This is a genomic window from Nocardioides marinus (assembly GCF_013408145.1).
Lineage (GTDB): Bacteria > Actinomycetota > Actinomycetes > Propionibacteriales > Nocardioidaceae > Nocardioides > Nocardioides marinus.
In genome coordinates this window covers 449,850-471,066 of the sequence record NZ_JACBZI010000001.1, presented here as the reverse complement: position 1 = coordinate 471,066, position 21,217 = coordinate 449,850, and the positions used below count along the sequence as shown (strand labels likewise).

General features: G+C 74.1%; 17 protein-coding genes. 4 read left to right on the top strand and 13 right to left on the bottom strand.

Going from position 1 to position 21,217, the window contains the following annotated elements:
- Position 1: 1 nt before the first annotated feature.
- The 6 genes from BKA05_RS02355 to rsmI form a co-directional block, all read right to left on the bottom strand.
- Positions 2-985, bottom strand: a complete 984-nt coding sequence (locus tag BKA05_RS02355) for a 4-(cytidine 5'-diphospho)-2-C-methyl-D-erythritol kinase (RefSeq protein ID WP_246289741.1) — start codon at positions 983-985, stop codon at positions 2-4.
- Positions 982-1,920, bottom strand: coding sequence for a 16S rRNA (adenine(1518)-N(6)/adenine(1519)-N(6))-dimethyltransferase RsmA (gene rsmA, locus BKA05_RS02350; RefSeq protein ID WP_179529990.1), 939 nt, complete (start codon positions 1,918-1,920; stop codon positions 982-984). The genes BKA05_RS02355 and rsmA overlap by 4 nt, the downstream gene beginning before the upstream one ends.
- A 132-nt stretch (positions 1,921-2,052) precedes the next feature.
- The gene (locus BKA05_RS02345) at positions 2,053-3,180 is read right to left on the bottom strand and encodes a resuscitation-promoting factor (RefSeq protein ID WP_343045483.1); all 1,128 of its coding nucleotides are present in this window, start codon (positions 3,178-3,180) and stop codon (positions 2,053-2,055) included.
- A gap of 325 nt (positions 3,181-3,505) precedes the next feature.
- Complete coding sequence (locus BKA05_RS02340; protein ID WP_179529989.1) at positions 3,506-4,411, bottom strand: TatD family hydrolase; 906 nt, start codon at positions 4,409-4,411, stop codon at positions 3,506-3,508.
- Positions 4,408-5,250 (bottom strand): alpha/beta fold hydrolase, encoded by an 843-nt coding sequence (locus tag BKA05_RS02335; protein WP_179529988.1) that lies wholly within the window; start codon positions 5,248-5,250, stop codon positions 4,408-4,410. Before BKA05_RS02335 ends, BKA05_RS02340 begins: the two co-directional genes overlap by 4 nt.
- On the bottom strand, positions 5,247-6,134 hold the full coding sequence (gene rsmI / locus BKA05_RS02330; protein ID WP_425489682.1) for a 16S rRNA (cytidine(1402)-2'-O)-methyltransferase: 888 nt from the start codon (positions 6,132-6,134) through the stop codon (positions 5,247-5,249). The genes BKA05_RS02335 and rsmI overlap by 4 nt, the downstream gene beginning before the upstream one ends.
- A gap of 58 nt (positions 6,135-6,192) precedes the next feature.
- On the opposite strand from rsmI, the gene BKA05_RS02325 reads away from it, so the two are divergent.
- A complete protein-coding gene (locus BKA05_RS02325; protein ID WP_343045482.1) occupies positions 6,193-7,923 on the top strand; it encodes a dolichyl-phosphate-mannose--protein mannosyltransferase in 1,731 nt (576 codons plus the stop codon).
- A 42-nt stretch (positions 7,924-7,965) separates the two neighbouring features.
- The gene (locus BKA05_RS02320; RefSeq protein ID WP_343045481.1) at positions 7,966-8,379 is read left to right on the top strand and encodes a pyridoxamine 5'-phosphate oxidase family protein; all 414 of its coding nucleotides are present in this window, start codon (positions 7,966-7,968) and stop codon (positions 8,377-8,379) included.
- 197 nt (positions 8,380-8,576) lie between these two features.
- On the opposite strand, the gene BKA05_RS02315 is transcribed toward BKA05_RS02320, so the two are convergent.
- The 4 genes from BKA05_RS02315 to BKA05_RS02300 form a co-directional block, all read right to left on the bottom strand.
- On the bottom strand, positions 8,577-9,368 hold the full coding sequence (locus BKA05_RS02315) for an alpha/beta hydrolase family protein (protein ID WP_179529985.1): 792 nt from the start codon (positions 9,366-9,368) through the stop codon (positions 8,577-8,579).
- An 82-nt stretch (positions 9,369-9,450) separates the two neighbouring features.
- Positions 9,451-10,326 (bottom strand): oxidoreductase, encoded by an 876-nt coding sequence (locus tag BKA05_RS02310; protein ID WP_179529984.1) that lies wholly within the window; start codon positions 10,324-10,326, stop codon positions 9,451-9,453.
- Positions 10,327-10,372: 46 nt separating this feature from the next.
- The gene (locus BKA05_RS02305) at positions 10,373-12,544 is read right to left on the bottom strand and encodes an SNF2-related protein (RefSeq protein WP_179529983.1); all 2,172 of its coding nucleotides are present in this window, start codon (positions 12,542-12,544) and stop codon (positions 10,373-10,375) included.
- A 576-nt stretch (positions 12,545-13,120) separates the two neighbouring features.
- Positions 13,121-13,666: a type 1 glutamine amidotransferase domain-containing protein gene (locus BKA05_RS02300; RefSeq protein WP_179529982.1), complete on the bottom strand. Its 546-nt coding sequence runs from the start codon at positions 13,664-13,666 to the stop codon at positions 13,121-13,123.
- A gap of 130 nt (positions 13,667-13,796) precedes the next feature.
- Here BKA05_RS02300 and BKA05_RS02295 point away from each other — a divergent pair, with 130 nt between their 5' ends.
- Both BKA05_RS02295 and BKA05_RS02290 read left to right on the top strand, forming a co-directional pair.
- The gene (locus BKA05_RS02295) at positions 13,797-14,387 is read left to right on the top strand and encodes a cysteine hydrolase family protein (RefSeq protein WP_179529981.1); all 591 of its coding nucleotides are present in this window, start codon (positions 13,797-13,799) and stop codon (positions 14,385-14,387) included.
- Between the two features lie 62 nt (positions 14,388-14,449).
- Complete coding sequence (locus BKA05_RS02290) at positions 14,450-16,060, top strand: RecQ family ATP-dependent DNA helicase (RefSeq protein ID WP_179529980.1); 1,611 nt, start codon at positions 14,450-14,452, stop codon at positions 16,058-16,060.
- 97 nt (positions 16,061-16,157) lie between these two features.
- Here the strand turns inward: BKA05_RS02290 and BKA05_RS02285 are convergent, their stop codons facing one another.
- The 3 genes from BKA05_RS02285 to BKA05_RS02275 all read right to left on the bottom strand — a co-directional run bounded on the left by BKA05_RS02285 (position 16,158) and on the right by BKA05_RS02275 (position 21,210).
- Positions 16,158-17,339 carry an alcohol dehydrogenase catalytic domain-containing protein gene (locus tag BKA05_RS02285; RefSeq protein ID WP_179529979.1) on the bottom strand — a complete coding sequence of 394 codons (1,182 nt, stop codon included), beginning with the start codon at positions 17,337-17,339 and terminating at the stop codon, positions 16,158-16,160.
- A 73-nt stretch (positions 17,340-17,412) separates the two neighbouring features.
- Positions 17,413-19,638 carry a catalase gene (locus tag BKA05_RS02280; RefSeq protein ID WP_179529978.1) on the bottom strand — a complete coding sequence of 742 codons (2,226 nt, stop codon included), beginning with the start codon at positions 19,636-19,638 and terminating at the stop codon, positions 17,413-17,415.
- A gap of 123 nt (positions 19,639-19,761) precedes the next feature.
- Positions 19,762-21,210 carry an FAD-dependent oxidoreductase gene (locus BKA05_RS02275; protein WP_179529977.1) on the bottom strand — a complete coding sequence of 483 codons (1,449 nt, stop codon included), beginning with the start codon at positions 21,208-21,210 and terminating at the stop codon, positions 19,762-19,764.
- Between the last annotated feature and the right edge of the window lie 7 nt (positions 21,211-21,217).

Genomic DNA, 21,217 nt, shown 5'->3' with positions numbered 1-21,217 from the left:
GTCAGCCCACCGGCCCGCCGTCGTAGGAGACCACGTGCACGCCCGACACGGGCGCGGGGACGGCGACGGTGCGCGGGTGCCCGGCGGCGTGCATGGCCGCGGTGACCTCCCGTGCGTGGTCGGCGTCGCTGCACAGCAGCAGCACCGTGGGCCCCGAGCCCGAGAGCAGGCACTCCAGGGCGCCCGCCTCGTAGCCGTCGTCGAAGGTCTCCACGAGGTCGGGGCGCAACGACAGCGCCGCCTCCTGCAAGTCGTTCTGCAGCTGGGCCGGGAGGGCGATCAGGCTGCCCTCGGCCAGGCTCATCAACAGGTCCGGCGGCAGCGACGGCTCGTCGAGGTCGGCGAGGTCGTTCAGCTCGTCGAAGGTGCGGTAGACCAGCGGGGTCGACAGACCGGTGTCGCTGCCGACGACCACCCACCACCACGACCCGGTGTCGGGCAGCGGCTCGACGACCTCGCCACGACCGGTCCCGCCGGCGGTGCCGCCCAGCAGCGCGAAGGGTACGTCGGAGCCCAGCGTCGCCGCGATCGCCAACAGGTCCTCGTCGCTGGTCTCGAGCTCCCACAGCCGGTCGAGCGCCACCAAGGTGGCCGCCGCGTCGGCGGACCCCCCGGCCATCCCGCCGGCGACCGGGATCGACTTGTGGATCGTGATCGCGGCTGCCAGGTCGACCCCGTGGTGGTCGACCAGGGCCCGGCCGGCCCGGACCGCGACGTTCTCGGCGTCCAGCGGCACCACCCGACCGGGGTCGGCGGACGCCCCGGAGACGTCGGGGTCGGCGAGCAGCCCCTCGTAGCGCACCTGGACGCTCCACTCGTGCCAGGTCGAGACCGTCACGTCGTCGTAGAGCCCGACGGCCTGGTAGACCGTCGCCAGCGGGTGGAAGCCGTCCTCGCGGGGCGCCCCCACCTCGAGGTGGAGGTTGATCTTGGCCGGCGCCCGCACCGTCACCCGGCGCGGGTCGTGGGTCATCGCCTGGCTCATGCGCGCTCCTCGGGTACGGGGCCCGACTGCTGGCGGGACGGCCGGTCGGACGACTGGCGGGAGGGCTGGCCGGACGTCGGGGGCAGGGCCTCGGCGATCCGCACGAAGTCCTCGACGGTGAGGGACTCCCCGCGCGCCAGCGGGTCCACGCCGGCCGCGGCCAGGGCGGCGTCCACGGCCTCGGCGGGAGCCACCGAGCGCAGCACCCCGCGCAGGGCCTTGCGGCGCTGGGCGAACGCCGCGTCGACGACCTCGAAGACGCGCTCACGGGGCACGGTCGTGCTCGGCGGCTCGCGGCGGGTCCAGGCCACCAGGCCGGAGTCGACGTTGGGGGCCGGCCAGAAGACGTTGCGGCCGATCGCCCCCGCGCGGCGGACGTCGGCGTACCACGCGGCCTTGACCGAGGGCACCCCGTAGACCTTCGAGCCGGGCCGGGCGGCGAGCCGGTCGGCCACCTCGGCCTGGACCATGACCAGCCCGCGCTCCAGCGAGGGCAGCAGGGCCAGCAGGTGCAGCAGCACCGGCACCGAGACGTTGTAGGGCAGGTTGGCGACCAGCGCCGTGGGCGGCGGGCCGGGCAGCTCGGTGACCCGCAGGGCGTCGCTGAGGACGACCTCGCAGCGCTCGGCCGCGGCCGGCGCGTGCTCGGCGAGGGTGCGCGGCAGCCGGGCGGCCAGCAGCTCGTCGAGCTCGACGGCCACCACGCGGTCGACCACCTCGAGCAGCGCCAGGGTCAGCGACCCCAGCCCCGGGCCCACCTCGACGACGACGTCGTCGGGCCCCACCCCGGACTCCCGCACGATGCGGCGCACCGTGTTGGGGTCGATGACGAAGTTCTGCCCGCGCTGCTTGGTGGGGCGCAGGTCGAGCTCGGCGGCGAGCTGACGCACCTCCGCCGGCCCGAGCAGCCTCGGACCGGCGGAGGTGTCTGACATGAGCGTCACGCTATCTGGTGCCCCTCGCCGGTCGAGCAGCGAGGAGCGCAAGCGACGAGCGGGCGTCGAGACCGCGACGAGGGGTCTCGACGCGCGCTCGCTGGCGCTCGCTGCTCGACCGGCCGGGTCTCGTCAGCGGGGCAGGCCCAGCTTGGCGGCGCAGCCCGGCCACGCGCCGTACCCGCCGCGGGCGTTGCGCAGCTTGGTCGCGATGGCGATCTGGGTGGTGCGCGAGGCGGTGTGCGGGTAGCCCGGGCCGCCGTAGGCGCGCCAGGTCTGCAGGTTGAACTGCAGGCCGCCGTAGTAGCCGTTGCCGGTGTTGATGGCCCAGTTGCCGCCGGACTCGCACTGGGCGAGGCGGTCCCAGACGGTGCTGCCGCCGGCGAAGTTGGGGGCGGCGACCTGGGTGCCGACCTTCACGATGCGGTCGACGGGCTCGCGAAGCACCTCGGCCTTGTGGACCTTGCGCACCGAGACCTCACCGTTGCGGATGAAGACCTTGTAGACGACGTCACGCAGGCCGGGACGGCCCTCCTGGACGACCTCGCTCTGACCGGCGGGCATCGAGGAGTCCTTGCGCTCGATCGTGTCGAAGGCGATCGACTCGCCGTCGACCTTCTTCTTCTCGACCCGGACGTCGGTGAAGACGATCTTCTCGCCGCCCTTGAGGCGCTTGCCGGCGCGCAGGTTGATCTCGTCGCGCTCGTGGATCGTCACCCCGACGGCCTCCAGGGCGTCGGCCACGGTGGCGACGGTGAGCGTGCGCTTCTTGGCCTTGCCGCCGGCGATGACCAGGGTCAGCTTCTTCGGGGTGATGACCTCCAGCGTCGCGCCGGAGCGGTCGAGGTCGCCGCCGCGGGAGAGCGAGAGGTCGGCGTCGCGGAAGCCGCGGCCGATCTCGGCGAGCGCGGAGTCGATGTCGGTGGCGTAGACCCAGTGGGTCTGCTCCTCGCCGTCGACCTCGAGGGTCAGCTCCTTGGCGTACTGGACGGTGATGGCGCTGCCGTCCTCGACCGCCTCGTCGGGCTGGGGCGCGACGAGGTCGCGCTCACCCAGCTCGATGCCCTCCTCGGCCAGCACGTCGGCGACGGTGTCACCGGAGGCGCTGACCTCGCGGGTCTCGCCGTCGACGGTCAGGGACACGGTCCCGGCCAGGGCGGCGTACCCCAAGGTGGTGCCGGCGACGGCCAGGACCACCGTGGCGATGAGTCCGACCATGACCGCGCGGCTGCGGGCGAGGGTGGTGATGGTGCTGCGCACACTTCTCCGAACGTCGTGCTGTCCGGTCCTCGAGTGCCGGCGCGCACCCGCGTCGCAGACCGGGGGCGGTGGCCACCAGACGGCGGGCGCGGGGGATGTCAGTCGGCCTGGTGGGCCGGCTGGGAGCGCCGACGGAACCTCTCGATCCCGGCTGTCGAGCCCCCAGCAAAACAAGGATCCACCGGGCGCGCCAAGTCAACGGGGGCAAACGTGTCGAGGCTCTCGTCCAGTTCCAGACCACCTCGGCACGGTTCCTGAACAGCCCTCTCATGCTCCTGACCTGCGGTTTGTGACGGGTGTGGCGACCCGGAGCCGGCTCAGCGGGTCACCAGCGGCCACCGAAGGCCGTGTCGGTGTTGACGTCGATGGCCGCGCACAGCTCACCGAGGTCCGCACCGCGCACCTGCGCCATCGCACGGACGGTGAGCGGCACGAGGTAGGAGGCGTTGGGGCGGCCGCGGTACGGCGTGGGCGTGAGGTACGGCGCGTCGGTCTCGACCAGGATCCGGTCCTGCGGAGTCATGGCCAGCGCCTCACGCAGCGGGTCGGCGTTCTTGAAGGTGACGGTGCCCGCGAAGGACAGGTGCGCACCCCGGTCCAGGCAGGCCCGCGCGAACAGCGCGTCGCCGGAGAAGCAGTGCATCACCCAGCGCTCGGGCGCCCCTTCGGAGTCCAGCACCCGCAGCACGTCCTCGTGGGCGTCGCGGTCGTGGATGACCAAGGTCTTGTCCAGGCGCTTGGCCAGGTCGATGTGCCAACGGAAGGACTCCTCCTGCGCGGCGCGGCCCTCGTCGCCGGTGCGGAAGTGGTCGAGCCCGGTCTCGCCGACCGCGCGGACGCCTGCGTGCGCCCCGGCCAGCGCCTCGATCTCGGCGTACGCCGCCTCGAGCTGCCCCGCGGCCGCCAGCCGGGGCGCCTCGTTGGGGTGCAGCGCGACCCCGGCGACGAGCAGGTCGTGGGTGGCCGCCGCCTCGACCGCCCAGCGCGCGCCGGGGAGGTCGCAGCCGATCTGCACGATGCGCGGCACCCCGACGGCGGCGGAGGCCGCCAGCGCCTGCTCGGTGCTGAACCACTCCCCCTCGGAGTCGGCGATGTCGAGGTGGCAGTGGTTGTCGACCACGGGGTGCGGCAGCGGCTCGGGCGCGGGTGGGCGCTCGCGGTCGCGCCGCGCGCCGGAGCGCTCCTCGGTGGCCGCCCGGCTGCGGGTGGGGCCGCTGTCCGCCCCGCTCACGAGCCGAGCACCCGCTCGATGATCGCCTCGGCCGCCGCCTCCGGCGCCTGGGTGGGGATCCAGTGGGAGACGCCCTGCAGGACGACCAGCTCGTAGGGGGCGTCGACGTAGCGGGGCGTGGCGTCCACGGCGGCGCGGGTGATGGCGGCGTCCCGGTCGCTCCACACCAGCGTCGTGGGGACGGTGACCCGGCGGCCGAGCAGGCTGCGGTCCATGAAGGGGATGCCGCGGTACCACCCGAGCCCGCCGGGCAGGGCACCGTCCTCGACCACCTCGCGGCGGAAGCGGGCGACCTCCTCGGGCGTCATCCCGAAGCCACCGCCGAGCAGCCGCTCCATGGCGCCGCCCTCGTCACGGGCGAGCCGCTCGGGCAGCCGAGGGATGTTGAAGGCGGCCATGTACCACGACTTCAGGCCCTGGCGGGAGGTGAACCAGGAGCGCATGAAGGCCTCCGGCTGGGGCACCGAGAGCGCCGTCAGGGTGGCCACCTTCTGCGGCTCCAGGGTGGCCGCGACCCAGGCGGTCGCCGCGCCCCAGTCGTGGCCGACCAGGTGGGCGCGCCCACCGACCGCGTCCACCACGGCCAGCGCGTCGCGGGCGAACTCCTGCACGGCGTAGGCGCGCCGGCCACGGGGCCGGGCCCGGGGCGAGTGGCCCCGCTGGTCGACGGCGAGCGTGCGCAGCCCCTGCGCGTGCAGCAGCGGGGCGACCAGCCGCCACGACGTGGCCCGCTCGGGGAAGCCGTGCAGCAGCACGACGGGGGCGCCGTCGAGGGGGCCCTCGTCGAGCAGGTCGAGGGTCAGCTCGTCGCGGGTGACCTCGGTGAGGCGGTCGGTCATCGGTCCTCCTGGGGCTTGTGGACGGCGTCGTACACGACTCGCTTGGGTACGCCGGCGAGCCGGGCGACCTCGAGGATCGCCTCCTTGCGGGTCGACCCGGCCGCCTCGTGGTCGGCGACGGCGGCGCGCAGCTCGGCGGGGGTGTCCCCCACCGCTGCCCCGGGGGTCGCCCCCGACACCACCAGCGTCACCTCGCCGCGGACCCCGTCGGCCGCCCACGAGACCAGCTCGGCCAGCGGGCCGCGGCGTACCTCCTCGTGGGTCTTGGTGAGCTCGCGGCAGACCGCGGCCGGGCGGTCGGGCCCGAAGGCCTCGGCCAGCGCGGCCAGCGCGGCCTCGGTGCGGTGCGGGGCCTCGAAGAAGACCATCGTGCGCTCCTCGGTCGCCAGCCCGGCCAGCCGGCGGGCGCGCTCGCCGGCCTTGCGGGGCAGGAAGCCCTCGAAGCAGAACCGGTCGACCGGCAGCCCGCTGACCGCGAGCGCGGTGAGCACGGCGCTGGGCCCGGGGACCGCGGTGACGTGCACGTCGGCCTCGACCGCCGCGACCACCAGCCGGTAGCCGGGGTCGCTGACGCTCGGCATCCCCGCGTCGGTCACGAGCAGGACGCGCTCGCCGGCCAGCAGCGCCTCGAGCAGCACCGGGGTGCGCGCGGACTCGTTGCCCTCGAAGTAGGACACGACCCGGCCGCCGACCTGGACCCCCAGGTCGGTCGTGAGCCGCTTGAGCCGACGGGTGTCCTCGGCCGCGACGACGTCGGCACCGGCGAGCTCGGTGGCCAACCGGGGCGGGGCGTCCTCGGGCCGGCCGATGGGCGTCGCGGCCAGCACCAGCACGCCCTCGCTGCGGCCACCGCTGGCCCCGGGCTCGCCTCCAGGTCGGTTCACGCCGGGCATCCTTCCATCCTCCGTCACCCGCCCCGGGTGCCCCCGTAGGGTGGCGGCCGTGACGAGCGAGGCGCTCCAGCGCGAGGAGCAGCAGGAGGCGAGCGTCGGCCTCTCCTCCACCGCCGACGGGCGCCGGGTGCCCAGCGCCTGGGCGCGCGCGAGGGGCCGGCTGCCGCAGGAGGACCCCTTCATCGGGTGGAGCGCGGCGCTCGCGCTCGGCCTGCTCGCGCTGTTCCTGCGACTGTGGCGGCTGGGGACTCCGCGGGAGTTCCAGTTCGACGAGACCTACTACGCCAAGGACGCCTGGGCGCTGCTGCAGAACGGCTTCGTGCGCGGCTACGTCGACGACGCCAACGACCAGATCCTGTCGGGCACGACCACGGACCTGTGGACCGAGGGTCCGTCGATGATCGTCCACCCCGAGGTGGGCAAGTACCTCATCGGTCTCGGGGAGACGCTCTTCGGCCTCGACCCCTTCGGCTGGCGGGTCGCCTCGGCCGTGGTCGGGTCGCTGATGGTCGTGGTGATGGTCCGCCTGGCGCGCCGACTCACCGGCTCGACGATGCTCGGCCTGGTCGCCGGCCTGCTGCTGATGCTCGACGGGTTGCACTTCGTGCTCTCCCGGCTGGCGCTGCTCGACATCTTCGTGGCGTTCTTCCTGCTGTGCGGCGTGGCCTGCGTCGTCAACGACCGCGACTGGTACCGCCGCCGGCTGGCGCGTCTGCTCCCCTCGCCGCCCCCGGCGTCCTCGTGGGGGCCGGTGCGCGGGCTGCTGGTGCGCCCCTGGCTGCTGCTGGGCGGCATCAGCTTCGGCCTGGCCATCGGCACGAAGTGGACCGCGCTCTACCCGCTGGCCGCCTTCGGGCTGCTGGCCTGGGCGTGGAGCGCGGGAGCACGCCGGTCCTTCGGCGTACGCCGGGCCTGGCTGCGCTCGCTGGTCGCCGACGCCCCGACGGCGTTCGTGCACCTGGTGGTGGTGGCCGCGGCGACGTACCTGCTGACCTGGACGGGCTGGTTGGTGCACGCCGAGGAGTACGAGCAGCACCTCTCCAGCACGCAGTACACCCAGTTCAGCGGCTCGGGGCACTGCGACGGCGAGTCCTTCGTCGACGACGCCCCCGACCGGGACGCCCGGTGGCCCACCGCGACCGAGCCGGACGCGAGCGGGCTGGGCGAGGTGACCCAGTCGCTGCGCTCGCTGTGGTACTACCACCGCGACGTCTACACCTTCCACACCCACTTCCTGAACTGCTCCACGCACACCTACCAGTCCCAGCCCTCGGGCTGGCTGCTGCTCAACCGGCCCGTCGGCGTGGCCGCCGACACCGGCATCGAGCCCGGGACGCGTGGCTGCACGGCGCCGGCCGGCAGCGACTGCCTGCGCCAGGTGCTCCTGATCGGGACGCCGATGATCTGGTGGGCCGGCATCGTGGCGCTCGCCTTCGCGGTGCTGATGTGGGTCGGGGCCCGCGACTGGCGCTACGGCGTCGTCGTCGCGGGGGCCGCCTCCACCTGGCTGCCGTGGCTGCTCTACGACGACCGGCCGATCTTCTTGTTCTACGCCGTGCTGATCCTGCCGTTCGTGGTGCTGGCGCTGACGCTGGCGATCGGGCGGCTGATCGGCCCGGGCCGCGAGCCCACCACCCGGCGTACGGTCGGGGTGGTGCTGGCCGGATCGTTCCTCGTGCTGGTGCTGCTGAACTTCGCGTGGTTCTGGCCGATCCTCACCCACGAGCTGCTGACCCACTCCGCCTGGCTGGACCGCATCTGGTTCAGCCGGTGGATCTGACCCGACCCTGACCTCACTGACCTGACTGACCTGGAGGCTGTCGTGCCGTCCTTCGAGCCCGGCTGGGACGCCCTGCCCGCTCCGCTGCTGGCGATGTGGACCGAGCGGCACCTGTGCACGCTCACCACGCTCCGCGCCGACGGCTCCCCACACGTCGTGCCGGTGGGCGTCGCGCTCGACCCCGAGCGCGAGTGCGCCTGGGTGATCACCCGCGGCGGGTCGCGCAAGGCCGCCCACCTGCGCACGCCCGGCCCGGTGGCGGCCTGCCAGGTCGACGGCGGGCGGTGGTCCACGCTCGAGGGCACCGCGGTCGCGACCTCCGACCCCGCCGACGTGGCCCGGGCGGTCGAGCGGTACGCCGCGCGCTACCGCCAGCCCGCCGAGAACCCCGCCCGCGTGGCGCTGCGCATCCGCGTCGACCGGTTCCTCTTCGGGCCGGGCCTGCTGCGGGACTGACGCCCGGCGGGCGTCGGGGCGTGCGGTCTGTGAGGCGTGTCGGCGGCGCGTCAGGTTCAGCGGCGCCCCGATGAAGCTCACGGAGCCCCGATGCAGGTGCATCGGCGGCGCGTCAGGTCCAGCGGCGCCCCGATGAACCTCACGCGTCCGGCCGTGCGCGGGTGACCTCCCGGCCGGGCGCGAGTGACGTCTCGGCGTCAGGAGCTCTCGGTGCCGGCGCACTCGTTGGCGAAGGCCACCAAGTCGTGGGCGCTGTAGTGCGAGGGGTCGTCGTGGGGGCCCTGGACGGTGCGCAACGAGACGTCGGCACCGAACCGGTTGAGCCGGGAGACGATCTCGCCGCTGTTGAGCTCGTAGGGCACGAACGGGTCGCGCGGGGAGGCGACGAAGCGGAAGGTCGCGCCGGTCTGCGCCAGCTTGTAGGCGGTGTCGACCGGGTTGCGGTCGCGCGGGTAGGGCTGGCCGTCGTAGGCCTGGGAGATGAAGCGCCGGGCGCCGGGGACGTTGCCCATGGTCGACATGTCCACGGCCGGCTTGACGCCGTACCAGCAGGCAGGCTTGCGCTCGCCGTGCACCAGCGCGTTGAGCGAGGTGGTGCCGCCCATGGAGGCGCCGATGTAGAGCTTGACCTCGCCACCGCCCTGCTGCTCGGCCCAGTCCCACAGCTTCATGGTGTCCTCGGTGGAGATCGGGTTGCCCCAGTTCTCCCGGTGGAACATCGAGGAGGCCACCACCCAGCCGTCGCGACGCAGCGCGTCGAGCCAGGTGCCGTCCATCTTGTGGTTGTAGTTGGAGCCCTGGCCGTGGAAGAAGATCGCCACGCCCTTGGGCTCGGTGGTCGGCGGGAGGTTGACCCGGACCCGCTGGCCGTCGAGGTTGCCACGAACCTGCTCGGCGGGGTGCTCCCCGCTCGCGCCGGTGGTCAGCAGCACGAGCAGGAACGCCAGGACCGTGGCGGTCACCGCCTGCGCGACGCGCTTCATCGTCATCTCTGCCCCCTGGTCGATCGGCCCCTATTGTGCGCAGGCCGCACCGACACTCGCGACCCCGGTGGGTGTGAGATGGCCCCCGTCACAGGGGGAACGCGGTGCCCGTGCGCTCCTCGGAGACCTCCCACAACCGGCCAGCGGCGTCGACGTCGCGCGCCTGCGCCGAGCGCGGGTTGGGGCCCGGCGCGCCGCGCAGGCCCTGGAAGCCGGAGGGGCCGATGTAGGAGTTCGGCGGCAGGTCGGCGGTGACCGCGTGCACGGTCGGGCGGGCGCCGAACTCCGCGCTGGTGGCGACGACCTTGTTGCCCAGCCACATCAGCTTGTTCATCAGCGGGTTGGCGTGGTGGCTCTGCAGGTTGGTGGCGCTGTAGCCGGGGTGGCAGGCGTGGGCGACGACCGTGCTGCCCGCCTCGCTGAGCCGACGCTGCAGCTCGGCGGTGAACAGCAGGTTGGCCAGCTTGGACTGCTGGTAGGCGCGGGTGGGCTTGTACGAGCGCTCGAGGTCGAGGTCGTCGAAGTCGAGCTGCGGGCCGTTGTGCAGGCCCGAGGACACCGTGACCACGCGGTCGCTGACCTGCGGCAGCAGCAGGTTGGTGAGGGCGAAGTGGCCGAGGTGGTTGGTGCCGAGCTGGCGCTCGAAGCCGTCGACGGTGCGCCCCTGCGCGACCATCATGATGCCGGCGTTGTTGACCAGCGTGGTGATCTCCCGCTCGCCCCAGGACGCGGCGAAGGCCCGCACCGAGGACAGGTCGGCCAGGTCGAGCTCGGCCACCTCGGTCGAGCCGTCGAGCTCCGCAGCGGCGGCCTCCCCCTTGCCGGTGTCCCGGACCGCGAGCACGACGTGGCCGCCGGCGGCCGCCAGCTTCCGGGCGGTCTCCAGGCCGAGGCCGGAGTTGGCGCCGGTGACGACGTAGGTGCGGCCGGTGAGGTCGGGCAGGCCGGGACGGTCGGAGCTCATGGCCCCGAACCTACCCAGCCGCCCGTCGTCACCGGGCCGCGGTCCGCTACCCGGCGTAGACCGCCTCGGTGCGCAGCGCACGGGCCCGCCTGGCCCGCTGCCGCTCCTCCTCCTCCAGCGCCGCGGTGAGCAGCGAGACCAGGGCCTCGAGCTGGATGTCGGAGCTGGCGCCGATCTCCTCGTCGGACCCGTCGAGCGCCCGGGCGGCGAGGCCGGCCTTGGAGTCGATGAGCTCGGCGATGCGGGTGTCGATCGTGTGCGCGGCGATGACGCGCCACGCGGTGACCGGCTCCTCCTGGCCGATGCGGTGGATGCGGTCGATCGCCTGGGTCTGCTCGGCGTCGGTCCACGACAGCTCGGCGAGGACCAGGTTGGAGGCCACCTGGAGGTTCAGCCCGACGCCGGCGGCCATCAGCGAGCAGACGACGACCTGCACGTCGGGGTCCTCGGTGAAGGAGTCGATCGCGGCCTGGCGGGCCTTGGGCGTCTGGTCGCCGCGGATGGAGGCGTAGCGGATGCCGCGCTCCGCGAAGAGCTTCTCGGCGGCGTCCATGACGTCGACGTGCTTGGCGAAGAAGACGACCTTGCCGACGTTGCGCGCCAGCTGGGCGGCGTAGTCGGCGGCCAGGCCGGCCTTGGCCTGGCCGATGCGGCGCACCATCGAGAAGACGTTCTCGCCGTCCTTCTTGCTCGAGGAGTCCTCGAGCTCCCAGCCGGCGACGCGGCGGACCAGCTCGTGGTCGATGCCCTCGACGGTACGGCCGGAGACCCGGGTCTCGAGCGCGGAGTGGTAGCGGGCCACCATCCGGCGCGCCAGCTCCTTCTCCGCGGCCTTGATGGACCGGCCGATCGCGTCGTCGAGCTCGACCGGGAGGTCGGCGACCCGACGGGCGGGGATGTCGGCGGCGACGTCGACCTTGCGGCGACGCACGATGCCCTGGTTGACCACGCAGGTGCGGGCGGCGCCGTAGAACGCCGGGCCGTCGGCCGGGCTGAGCCCGGTCTCCTCCAGGGCCTCCATCAGCGGGCCGAGCGGGACCTTGTCGTCGATCCAGCCGAGGAACTGCCAGATCGCGCGGAAGTCCTCGATGTCGTTGATCAGCGGGGTGCCGGTGAGCGCCATCAGCAGCGGCCGGGCGTAGCGGGCACGCAGCCGGTCGGCGAGGTGCAGCACGTGCTGGGAGCGCTGGGAGGTCTTGTTCTTGATGAAGTGCGCCTCGTCGACGACCATCCCCTTGAACCCGAAGTCGCCGAGCCAGCCGACGTGTCGGTCGAGGATCTCGTAGTTGACCACGACGATGTCGGCCCAGCCGTCGACGTCGTAGCCGTCACCGTGGATGACCGTGGACGTGCGACCGGGCGTCCAGATGCCGGCCTCGCGGGCCCAGCTGGTCTTGACGACGTTGGGCACCACCACGAGCAACGGGTAGGCGTCGGCAGCCTGCGCGGCCAGCAGCGCCTGGGCGGTCTTGCCCAGGCCCGGCTCGTCGGCCAGCAGGAAGGTGCGGTGGCCCTGGGCGGCGGCCTCGACCACCTGCGACTGGTGCTTCATCAGCTCGCGGCCCGAGGCGGCGACCAGCGACCCGGGCTCGGGCAGCGGCATGCACGCCGACGCCCCGCCGTACTCGAAGGAGCGGAAGAGGGGGCCCAGCAGCTCCCAGCCGGCCAGCCGGCGGGGGCGGGCGTGCTGGGCGGCCGCACCGGTGAAGTCGGGGACGAGGAAGGGGTTGGCGAGCCGGCGGGCGATGACGCTCTGCGGGACGACGCGCTTCTCGAGGACCGGGGCGTCCGGGTCGTCCTCGTCGACCTCGGGCTCGTCGGGCACCTCGAGGCCGGCGCGCTTCTTCATCTCCCGGCGCAGGTCCTCGGCGGCCTCGCCGACCTCGGCGTCCTCGGCCAGCAGGTGCAGCAGCGTGGTGTCGCGCGTGGCGGTCTTGGCGAGGATGGTGGCGATGCCGTCGAGCCGCTTGAGCTGCTCGGCGCGCTGGCTCTCGCTGACCTCGGTGTCGGCCTTGATCCGCGACCGCTCCTCACGCACCAGCAGCCCCACGACCTGGAACTTCGTGCGGGCGCTCGGCGGCACGGCACCGCGCTGGGCGGCACCCTCCACCTCGCGCACCGCGCGTGCGAGGACGGGGATGATCCCCTCGTTGTCGAGGTCGCGCACCCGTCGCTGGGCACGCTGACCGTTGCTGCGACGCTGGGGCCGTCGAGCCACTCGCTCCTCCTCCGGGCCGGCGGGCCCTCGGTGGGCCGCACGGCGGTCGGTCCGGGCCAGGCGTCCCGGCGGGTTCCGGGGACGGCGGCGCAGGCCGGCGCTCGCACCGCCTGAGGGGACTCGCTGCCGGTGGTCGGGCCGGTCGGGCCAGCCCTGGGGCCGGACGATCGGGCCGAGCGGTGGGGGTCCCGGGAGCTGCTGCTCCTGGTCCACGGGGTGCGAACGGGACCACTGTCTCACACCGCGCCCCACCCGGTGGCATCCCGTCGGGGCACCTGTGCCGCGGCCGTGGCGACGGTGGCCGGCCGGTGAGCGCTCACGCCTACCCGGCCGGGTGGTTTGGCGAGGTGCCTGCGCGGAGCACCATCGAGACGTTCTCGCTCTCGAATCGCCACATCCGGGTGGTGCTTCCACCCGCAGGGGTGATCGTCGGGAACGGCCGCGGCCGGGGGCCGGAATCCTTCCCGGTCGCGGCGCCCCCGGGGGCGGGCGTCGCAGCACGTCCGACCAGACGTCCGGGCAGCGCTCGGCCCCGCCACCGCAGCGACGGGGCCGAGCCACAGAGCCGGGAAGGGGTCAGGAGCCGGTGCTGCCGGCTCCGTGCGTGACGGCCTCGAGCAGCGCGTTGTTGAACGCCGGGATGTCGCCGGGGTTGCGGCTGGTGATCAGGTTGCCGTCGGCGACGACCTTCTCGTCGACCCAGGTGCCGCCGGCGTTGCGGATGTCGGTCTGCAGGCTGGGCCAGGAGGTGAGCGTGCGTCCCTCGAGGACGCCGGCCTCGATCAGGGTCCACGGCGCGTGGCAGATGGCCGCGACCGGCTTGCCGGAGGCGACGAAGTCGCGGACGAAGGCGACGGCGGCCTCGTCCAGGCGCAGGGCGTCGGGGTTCGCGACGCCGCCGGGGAGGACGAGGGCGGCGTAGTCGTCGATGGAGGCCTCACCCACGGCCTTGTCGACGGGGCGGGTGTCGGCCTTGTCGAGGTGCTCGAACAGCTGCACCTCCCCCGTCTCGGGGCTCAGCAGCACGGCGTCGTGCCCGGCGTCGGTGACGGCCTGCCAGGGCTCCACGAGCTCTGCTCGCTCGATGCCCTCGGCCGAGGTCAGGAAGGCGATGGTGGTCATGTCCACGACGCTAGGTCGCCCACCGGCGCAGCCCACCGCCCGAGGGGGTGGGACGTCGTGTCCCGGTCTCACCCCTTCGTGGGAGCCGCTCGGTGCATGGGGCCCGCCCGCGGCGGGGAACGCTGGGGCCATGCCCGCCCCGGAAGCTGCTGGAGACGCCCTGCTGCTCGTCGACCTGCAGGTCGACTACTTCGCCGACGACGAGCTGGCCCGCTGCCGCCACGACGTGGTGGCGGCCTGCAACCGGCTCGCCGACGCCGCGCACCGCCACGGCGTACCCGTCGTCGAGATCCGCACCGAGCACGAGCCGGACCGCAGCACCTGGACCCTCACCATGCTCGAGGACGACCAGGGCGTCGTCGTCCGGGACACCCCGGGGGCACAGCGGGCCGAGGGGCTCGAGCCCGGCGAGGCGGACTGCGTGGTCAAGACCCGCGACAGCGCCTTCTTCGGCACCGACCTGGGAGAGCGTCTCGCCGCCCTCGACGTACGCCGGGTGGTGCTGTGCGGGGTGAGCACCGAGTCCTGCGTGGCGGCCACCGCGCGCGACGCGTTCGCGCACGACCTGCAGGTCGTCCTGGTCTCGGACGCCACGGCCTCGCTGGACCCCGACGAGCACGACCACACCCTGGAGATGCTTCGCGTCCAGCACCGCCAGCAGGTCCGAACTGCCGACGAAGTCGTCGCGGCGTGGGACGGGGACGCACCAGAGGGTTCCTGAGGGCCCGCCACTGGCACCCCGAGGGGTGGCTGCGGGTGCCCCGGCGCGGGGTACCGGAGGGCGTGACCGTCTCGGACCCCCAGCTCTGCTCGCTCGCCGCCGACCTGCTCGACGTCGCCGAGCCCACGACCGACCAGCTCACCGCCGTACGCCGGCTCCTGGAGGGGCACGACGTGCTGCTCGTGGCCCCTACCGGCACCGGGAAGTCGCTGGTGTTCCAGCTCGCCGCGGCGGCCGCGGAGCGACTGTGCGTCGTCGTCACGCCACTGCTCAGCCTCGCCGGCGACCAGGTGCGGGGGCTCGACGCCAGCGCCGGCGAGGGCTTCGCCGCACGGTGGACCTCGGCGGAGTCCGCGGGCGACCTCGACGCCACCGAGGAGGCCGTCCGCGCCGGCACGCTGCGGCTGCTCTACACCTCGCCCGAGCAGCTCGCTGGCGGCCGGCTGCGCGACCTGCTGGCCGAGCACCCGCCGGCGCTGCTGGCCGTCGACGAGGCGCACTGCGTCTCGACATGGGGCACCGACTTCCGCCCGTCGTACGCCGCGCTCGGGCAGGTCCGTGAGGCGTGGGGCTCCCCGCCGACCGTGGCGGTGACTGCGACCGCCTCCTCGGCGGTCCGCAAGGACGTGCACCGGGTGCTGGGGCTCGGCGGCACCGAGCAGGTGCTGGGCTTCGAGCGCCCCGACCTGGCGCTGCGGGTGCTGCGGCTGCACGAGGACTCCGAGCGGGCCGGCACCGTCGAGGAGCGGGTCCGCGCCCTGCGCGAGGAGACCGAGGGCGGGCTGGGCCTGGTCTACGTGCGCACCCGGCGCGACGCCGAGACCCTCGCCGCGCACCTGGCCGAGGCCGGCCTGCGCGCACCCGCCTACCACGCGGGCCTCCCCCGTGACCGGCGCGAGGAGGTGCACGACGCCTTCCACGCCGGGGACGTCGACGTGGTCGTCGCGACCTCGGCGTTCGGCATGGGCGTGCACCAGCCCGAGGTCCGCTTCGTGCTGCACGCGCAGGCCCCGGAGTCGCTCGACGTCTACTACCAGGAGTCCGGGCGTGCGGGTCGGGACGGGCGTCGCGCCGTCGCGGAGATGCTGTTCCGCGACGAGGACCTCGCCCTGGGGCACTTCTTCGCCGGGGGCCGGCCGCGCAGCGCGTCGGTGCGGCGGGTCGCCGAGGCCTGGCGGGAGGCGCCGGACGCCGACGTGCGGACGCTCGCCTCGACCACGGGCCTGGGGCGACGGACCGTCGGCCGGGTCCTGGCGCTGCTGTCCGCCGGCGGCGCTGACCCGTCGGAGCCCGTGGACCGGCTGGCCGACGTCGTACGTCGCCGGGCGGAGGCCGAGCGGACCCTGCGCCGCACCCAGGTCGAGCGGGTCCGGGAGTACGCCGACTCCGCCCACTGTCGCGACCTGGTGCTGCGGCACCACTTCGGCGACCTGTCCGCCGAGCCCTGCGGGCGCTGCGACACCTGCTCCGCCGAGGGCGGCGCGGAGCCGCTGGAGACGCTGCGCGACCTCGACGGCCTGCGCCCGGAGTCCGGGGTCAAGCACCGGCGCTTCGGCCGGGGCACCATCACCGACCTGACCCGCGACACCGTCACCGTGCTCTTCGACCGCGTCGGCTACCGCACGCTGGCCACCGACCTGGTGCGCGAGCGGCAGCTGCTGAAGCCCGCCTGAGCCCCACGGCGTACGCCGACGGGCCGGCACCCCCCGATCGGGGATGCCGGCCCGTGCGTCCGTGACCTCTCGGCCGTGCGCGGGCGACCTCTCGGCGTCAGGGGGTGAAGACCACCTTGACGACGCCGTCCTCCTTGTCCCGGAACCGCTCGTAGGCCTCGGGGGCCTCGTCGAGCGGGAGCCGGTGGGTCACGAACTCCTCGGTGCCGAGCGGGTCGGCGTCGTCCAGGAGCAGCGGCATGATGTCGTCGGTCCAGCGACGGACGTTGGCCTGGCCCATCCGCACCTGGATCTGCTTGTCGAACATCTGCATCAACGGCATCGGGTCGACGGCCCCGCCGTAGACGCCCAGCAGCGAGACCGTGCCGCCGCGGCGCACGGCGTCGATGGCGCCGTGCAGCGCCGCCAGCCGGTCCACCCCGGCGGCCTGCATGAACGGGCCGGCCAGGGCGTCGGGCAGCATCCCCACGACCTTGTGGCTGGCCTCGACCACCGGGTTGCCGAAGGCCTCCATGCCCACGGCGTCGATGACCGAGTCCGGGCCGCGGCCGCCGGTGCGCGACCGCACCTCCTCGCCGAGGTCGTCGACGTCGTTGAGGTCCACGGTCTCCGCGCCGCGCGCGGCCACGCGGGCCAGCCGGTCGCGCTCGCGGTCGGCCACGATCACCCGATGCCCGCGCTGCAGGGCGATCCGGGCGGCCATGTCGCCGATCGGGCCGGCGCCCATGACCAGCAGCACCCCGTCGGTCGGGAGCGCGGCGTACTCCACGCCCTGCCAGGCGGTCGGCAGCACGTCGGAGAGGAGCACGAAGCGGTCGTCGACCGGACCCTCCGGCACCTTCATCGGCATGAAGTCGGCGAACGGCACCCGCAGCAGCTCGGCCTGCCCGCCGGGGACGGCCCCGTACAGCGAGGAGTAGCCGAGCATGCTGGCGCCGGTGCCGTGCTCGTGGTTCTGGGTGGTCTCGCACTGACTGTGCAGACCCCGCGAGCAGGTCCAGCAGCTGCCGCAGCAGACGTTGAACGGCACCACCACGCGGTCGCCGACCTCGAGGTCGCGGACGCCGGGGCCGACCTCCTCGACGATGCCCATCGGCTCGTGGCCGATGACGTCGCCGGCGTTCATGAACGGCGCGAGCGGCTCGTAGAGGTGCAGGTCGGAGCCGCACAGCCCGGTCGTGGTGACCCGGATGATCGCGTCGGTGGCCTCCTGGATGGTCGGGTCGGGGACCTCGTCGACGCTGACCTTGCGGGGGGCCTGCCAGGTGACTGCCTTCATCGTGCCTCTCCTCTCGTACGGGGTGCCCGGGGTGGCCGGGGCGCCCGGATGGACGGGTCGGGGTGGGTGGGGGTCACGCCAGTGCCGCCGGGAAGCGGTCCCACACCCGGTGGGCGGGCAGCAGCTCGGCGAGCTGCTCCCAGGCGGCCTCGGGGTCGTCGGCGACGACGACGCCGGGAGCGTCCGCGGCGACACCGGCCGACTCCAGGACCGCCTGGCCCGCGGAGGTGGCGCCGACCGCCTTGCTGTGCCGGAAGCACTCCTCCACCAGCAGCCGCACCCGCGGGTCGACCGCGGCCTCGCCTGCCGCCTTCTCGTCGCGGGCCCCCAGCGCGTCCGGGGCGGGGACGGGCGCGGCGATCAGCAGCACGGCGTCGAGCTCGACCGAGCGGCCCGTGGCGAAGGTCCGCTGCACCGGCACGCCGTCGATCTCACCGCCGCGTGGGCCGACGACGAAGGGGACCATCCCGGCGGCCAGCACGGCCTCGCGCACCGGCTGCACCTGCGCGGCGCTGGTGGTGGTGTCCACGACCAGCCCGATGATGCGGCCGTCGACCGGCCAGGTCCCGCCCAGCTGCGAGAGCGCGGGGCTGCCCTCGACGTCGGCCACCGCCACCGAGGGGTCGGGGGCGGGCAGGCCGAGCCCGGTGGCCACCTGCTCGCACAGGTCGGCGTCGATGCTGGCCAGCGCGACCAGCTGACGCTCCTTGATCGCCTGCTCGTAGCACTTGCCGAGCTCGAAGGTGTAGGCCCGGACCACGTGCTCCTTCTCCACCGGGCTCAACGACAGCCAGAAGAGCCGCGCCTGGCTGAAGTGGTCGTCGTACGACGCGGGGTTGGCCCGGACCTTGCGGCTGGCCTCGATGCTCGCGGCGGCGTCGACGAAGGCCCGCTTCTGCTCGTCGCTGAGGTCCTCGCCCTGGTTCTCCAGGCTGAAGGGGCACCCGCCGTCGAGGGAGTTGGGCCGGTAGGGCGCGACACCCGGGTGCACCGCGTGCTGGTGCATGCCGTCGCGGAGCATGTCGTTGACCGGGGCGTGCGGGCGGTTGATGGGCAGCTGGTTGAAGTTCGGCCCGCCCAGCCGCGAGAGCTGGGTGTCGAGGTAGGAGAAGTTGCGGGCCTGCAGCAGCGGGTCGTCGGTGACGTCGATGCCGGGCACGAGGTGCCCGGTGTGGAAGGCGACCTGCTCGGTCTCGGCGAAGTAGTTGGTGGGGTTGCGGTCCAGCACCATCTTGCCGATCGGCTGCACCGGTGCGATCTCCTCCGGCACCAGCTTGGTCGGGTCGAGCAGGTCGATGCCGTGGAAGGTCTGGTCGTCGGTGTCGGGGAAGACCTGGACACCCAGCTCCCACTCCGGGAACGCGCCGGCCTCGATGGCGTCGGCGAGGTCCCGGCGGTGGAAGTCGGGGTCGAGCCCGCCGAGCATCTGCGCCTCCTCCCAGGTGAGGGAGTGCACGCCGAGCTTCGGCTTCCAGTGGAACTTCACCAGGGAGGTCGCACCCTCGGCGTTGACCACCCGGAAGGTGTGCACGCCGAAGCCCTCCATCATCCGGTAGGAGCGCGGGATGCCGCGGTCGGACATGTTCCAGATCGTGTGGTGCTGGGCCTCGGTGTGCAGGGAGACGAAGTCCCAGAAGGTGTCGTGCGCGGACTGCGCCTGGGGGATCTCGCGGTCCGGGTGCGGCTTGCCTGCGTGGATGATGTCGGGGAACTTGATGCCGTCCTGGATGAAGAAGACCGGCATGTTGTTGCCGACCAGGTCCCAGGTGCCCTCGTCGGTGTAGAACTTAGTCGCGAACCCGCGGGTGTCGCGCACGGTGTCGGCCGACCCCCGGCTGCCCAGCACCGTGGAGAAGCGGACGAACGTCGGCGTGCGACGGCCCTCCTCGAAGACGCCGGCCAGGCAGATCTCACCGGCGGTGCCGTAGCCCTCGAAGTAGCCGTGGGCGGCGGCTCCACGGGCGTGCACGACCCGCTCGGGGATGCGCTCGTGGTCGAAGTGGGTGATCTTCTCGCGCAGGTGGTGGTCCTGCAGCAGGGTCGGGCCGCGCGGTCCGGCCTTGAGCGAGTGGTCGGTGTCGCGCAGCTTCACGCCGGTGGCGGTGGTCAGCCAGCGGCCCTGCTGGCCACGGGCGGTGCCCTCCTCGCCCTCCAGCGCCTCGCCGGTGGCGGTGCGCAGCTCCGGGGCGCCGTGGTCGGGCTTGGGGGGCAGCGGGTCGTGGGGCGTGCCGGGCTCCTCCACCGAGGGCGGCTGGGGGGCGGGGGCGCCGGGGATCTGGTCTCGCGTCGGGTCACTCATGGGTGCTCCTTCGTGCGGGGGGCGGACGGACGGGCCGTCCTCGGTCGTCCCGGCCCGGTGCCCGGCGCTGACGCGGCGGGGACCGGACCGGGAGGTCAGGGGGCGGGACTCGACCCCGGAGGGTCAGTCCCTGGTGGGCAGGCGACGCAGCGGCCGGGTGGCCGGGCCTTCGAGGACCCGGCCGTCCCGGTCGAAGCGGGAGCCGTGCAGGGGGCAGTCGTAGCTGCCCTCGTGGGGGTTCCAGCGCAGCGGGCCGCCGAGGTGGGTGCAGACCGGCAGCAGCCGGCAGTCCTCCCCCACCGCCCGGCGACCGGAGGTCTCGACGGGCGCCGCCAGGCCCGCCGCGGCAGCGGCACCGCCGAGGGCGACCCCGACCTGGATGCCGGCGAGCGCGGGGACGTCGCGCAGCCGGGCCCGGCGGCCGTAGAGGTCGTCGACCCACGGCTCGCGGACGCCGAGGACCTCGCCGGCGAAGGCCAGGGCGGCGGCGACGCCGCTGGTCAGCCCCCACTTGTTGAAGCCGGTGGCGAGGTGCACGTCGGGGCTGGGCCCGCCCAGGCTGCCGACCAGCGGCAGGTGGTCGGTGGTCGTGTAGTCCTGCGCCGACCAGGCACCGAGCTCGACGGCGTCGGGCCAGTGCTCGGCGGTCCACCGGCGCAGCTCGTCGACACGCTTGTTCTCGGCACGCCCGCGACCGGTCTCGTGCCCGGCGCCGCCGACGAGCAGCACCCGTCGGCCGTCGACCTCGGCGCCCCGGAAGGAGCGGCTCGGCCCGCCGGCGGACAGCGTCATCGTCTCCGGCACCTCGGCGGTGTCGAAGGCGACGATGTAGCTGCGCTGGGCGGTCAGCCGGGCGAAGTGCATCCGTCGGTCCACCACCGGCGCCCCGGTGGCCAGCAGCACGTGCCGCGCGTGGACGTCGGCCTCGCCGTCGGTCCGCGCCACGTGGAGGTGCACCCCGTCGCGCCGCTGCCGCACCCGCTGCACGCGCGCGTCACCCACGACCGTGGCACCAGCCTCGAGCGCCGCGGCGAGCAGTCGCTCGACGAGCTGGCCCGGGTCGAGCTGGAGCTGGTCGTCGAGCAGCGTCGCCGCGACCGCGGGGACGGGGAGGTCGGGGGCGTCCGACCAGCGCACCGGCAGGCCGAGGTCGCGGGCCGCCTCGTGCTCGCGGCGTACCGCAGCCGTGGCCCGGGAGGTGGGGGCGTAGGTCGCGGCCGGCCGCTGCTCGAGGTCCAGCCCCAGCCCGGTCGCCTCGTCGGCGAGCCACTGCTGGGCACGCAGCGTGCTGGCGACGTACGCCGCCGCCGACTCGCGCCGCCCGGCGCGGAGGATCCGGGAGAGCATCGTGCCCTGCAGGGCCGAGACCTTGCCCGTGGTGCGGCCGGTGGTGACCGCGCCGGGGTGCCGCGCCTCCATGACGACCACGCTCCGGCCGGCGCGGGCCAGCAGCAGCGCCGCGGTCAGCCCGGTGACCCCGGCGCCGACGACGGCGACGTCGACCTGCTCGTGCGGCGGCTCGCCCGTCGGGACGGGGACGTCGCGGTGCTTCCACCAGATGCTCTCGGCCACGGGGCCC

What these genes read in the sequence shown, in the direction of transcription:
- BKA05_RS02355 (WP_246289741.1), bottom strand. Translation starts at nt 985, where the DNA reads ATGAGCCAGGCGATGACCCACGACCCGCGCCGGGTGACGGTGCGGGCG.
- rsmA (WP_179529990.1), bottom strand. Translation starts at nt 1,920, where the DNA reads ATGTCAGACACCTCCGCCGGTCCGAGGCTGCTCGGGCCGGCGGAGGTG.
- BKA05_RS02335 (WP_179529988.1), bottom strand. Translation starts at nt 5,250, where the DNA reads ATGACCGACCGCCTCACCGAGGTCACCCGCGACGAGCTGACCCTCGAC.
- BKA05_RS02315 (WP_179529985.1), bottom strand. Translation starts at nt 9,368, where the DNA reads ATGACGATGAAGCGCGTCGCGCAGGCGGTGACCGCCACGGTCCTGGCG.
- BKA05_RS02310 (WP_179529984.1), bottom strand. Translation starts at nt 10,326, where the DNA reads ATGAGCTCCGACCGTCCCGGCCTGCCCGACCTCACCGGCCGCACCTAC.
- BKA05_RS02300 (WP_179529982.1), bottom strand. Translation starts at nt 13,666, where the DNA reads ATGACCACCATCGCCTTCCTGACCTCGGCCGAGGGCATCGAGCGAGCA.
- BKA05_RS02295 (WP_179529981.1), top strand. Translation starts at nt 13,797, where the DNA reads ATGCCCGCCCCGGAAGCTGCTGGAGACGCCCTGCTGCTCGTCGACCTG.
- BKA05_RS02285 (WP_179529979.1), bottom strand. Translation starts at nt 17,339, where the DNA reads ATGAAGGCAGTCACCTGGCAGGCCCCCCGCAAGGTCAGCGTCGACGAG.
- BKA05_RS02280 (WP_179529978.1), bottom strand. Translation starts at nt 19,638, where the DNA reads ATGAGTGACCCGACGCGAGACCAGATCCCCGGCGCCCCCGCCCCCCAG.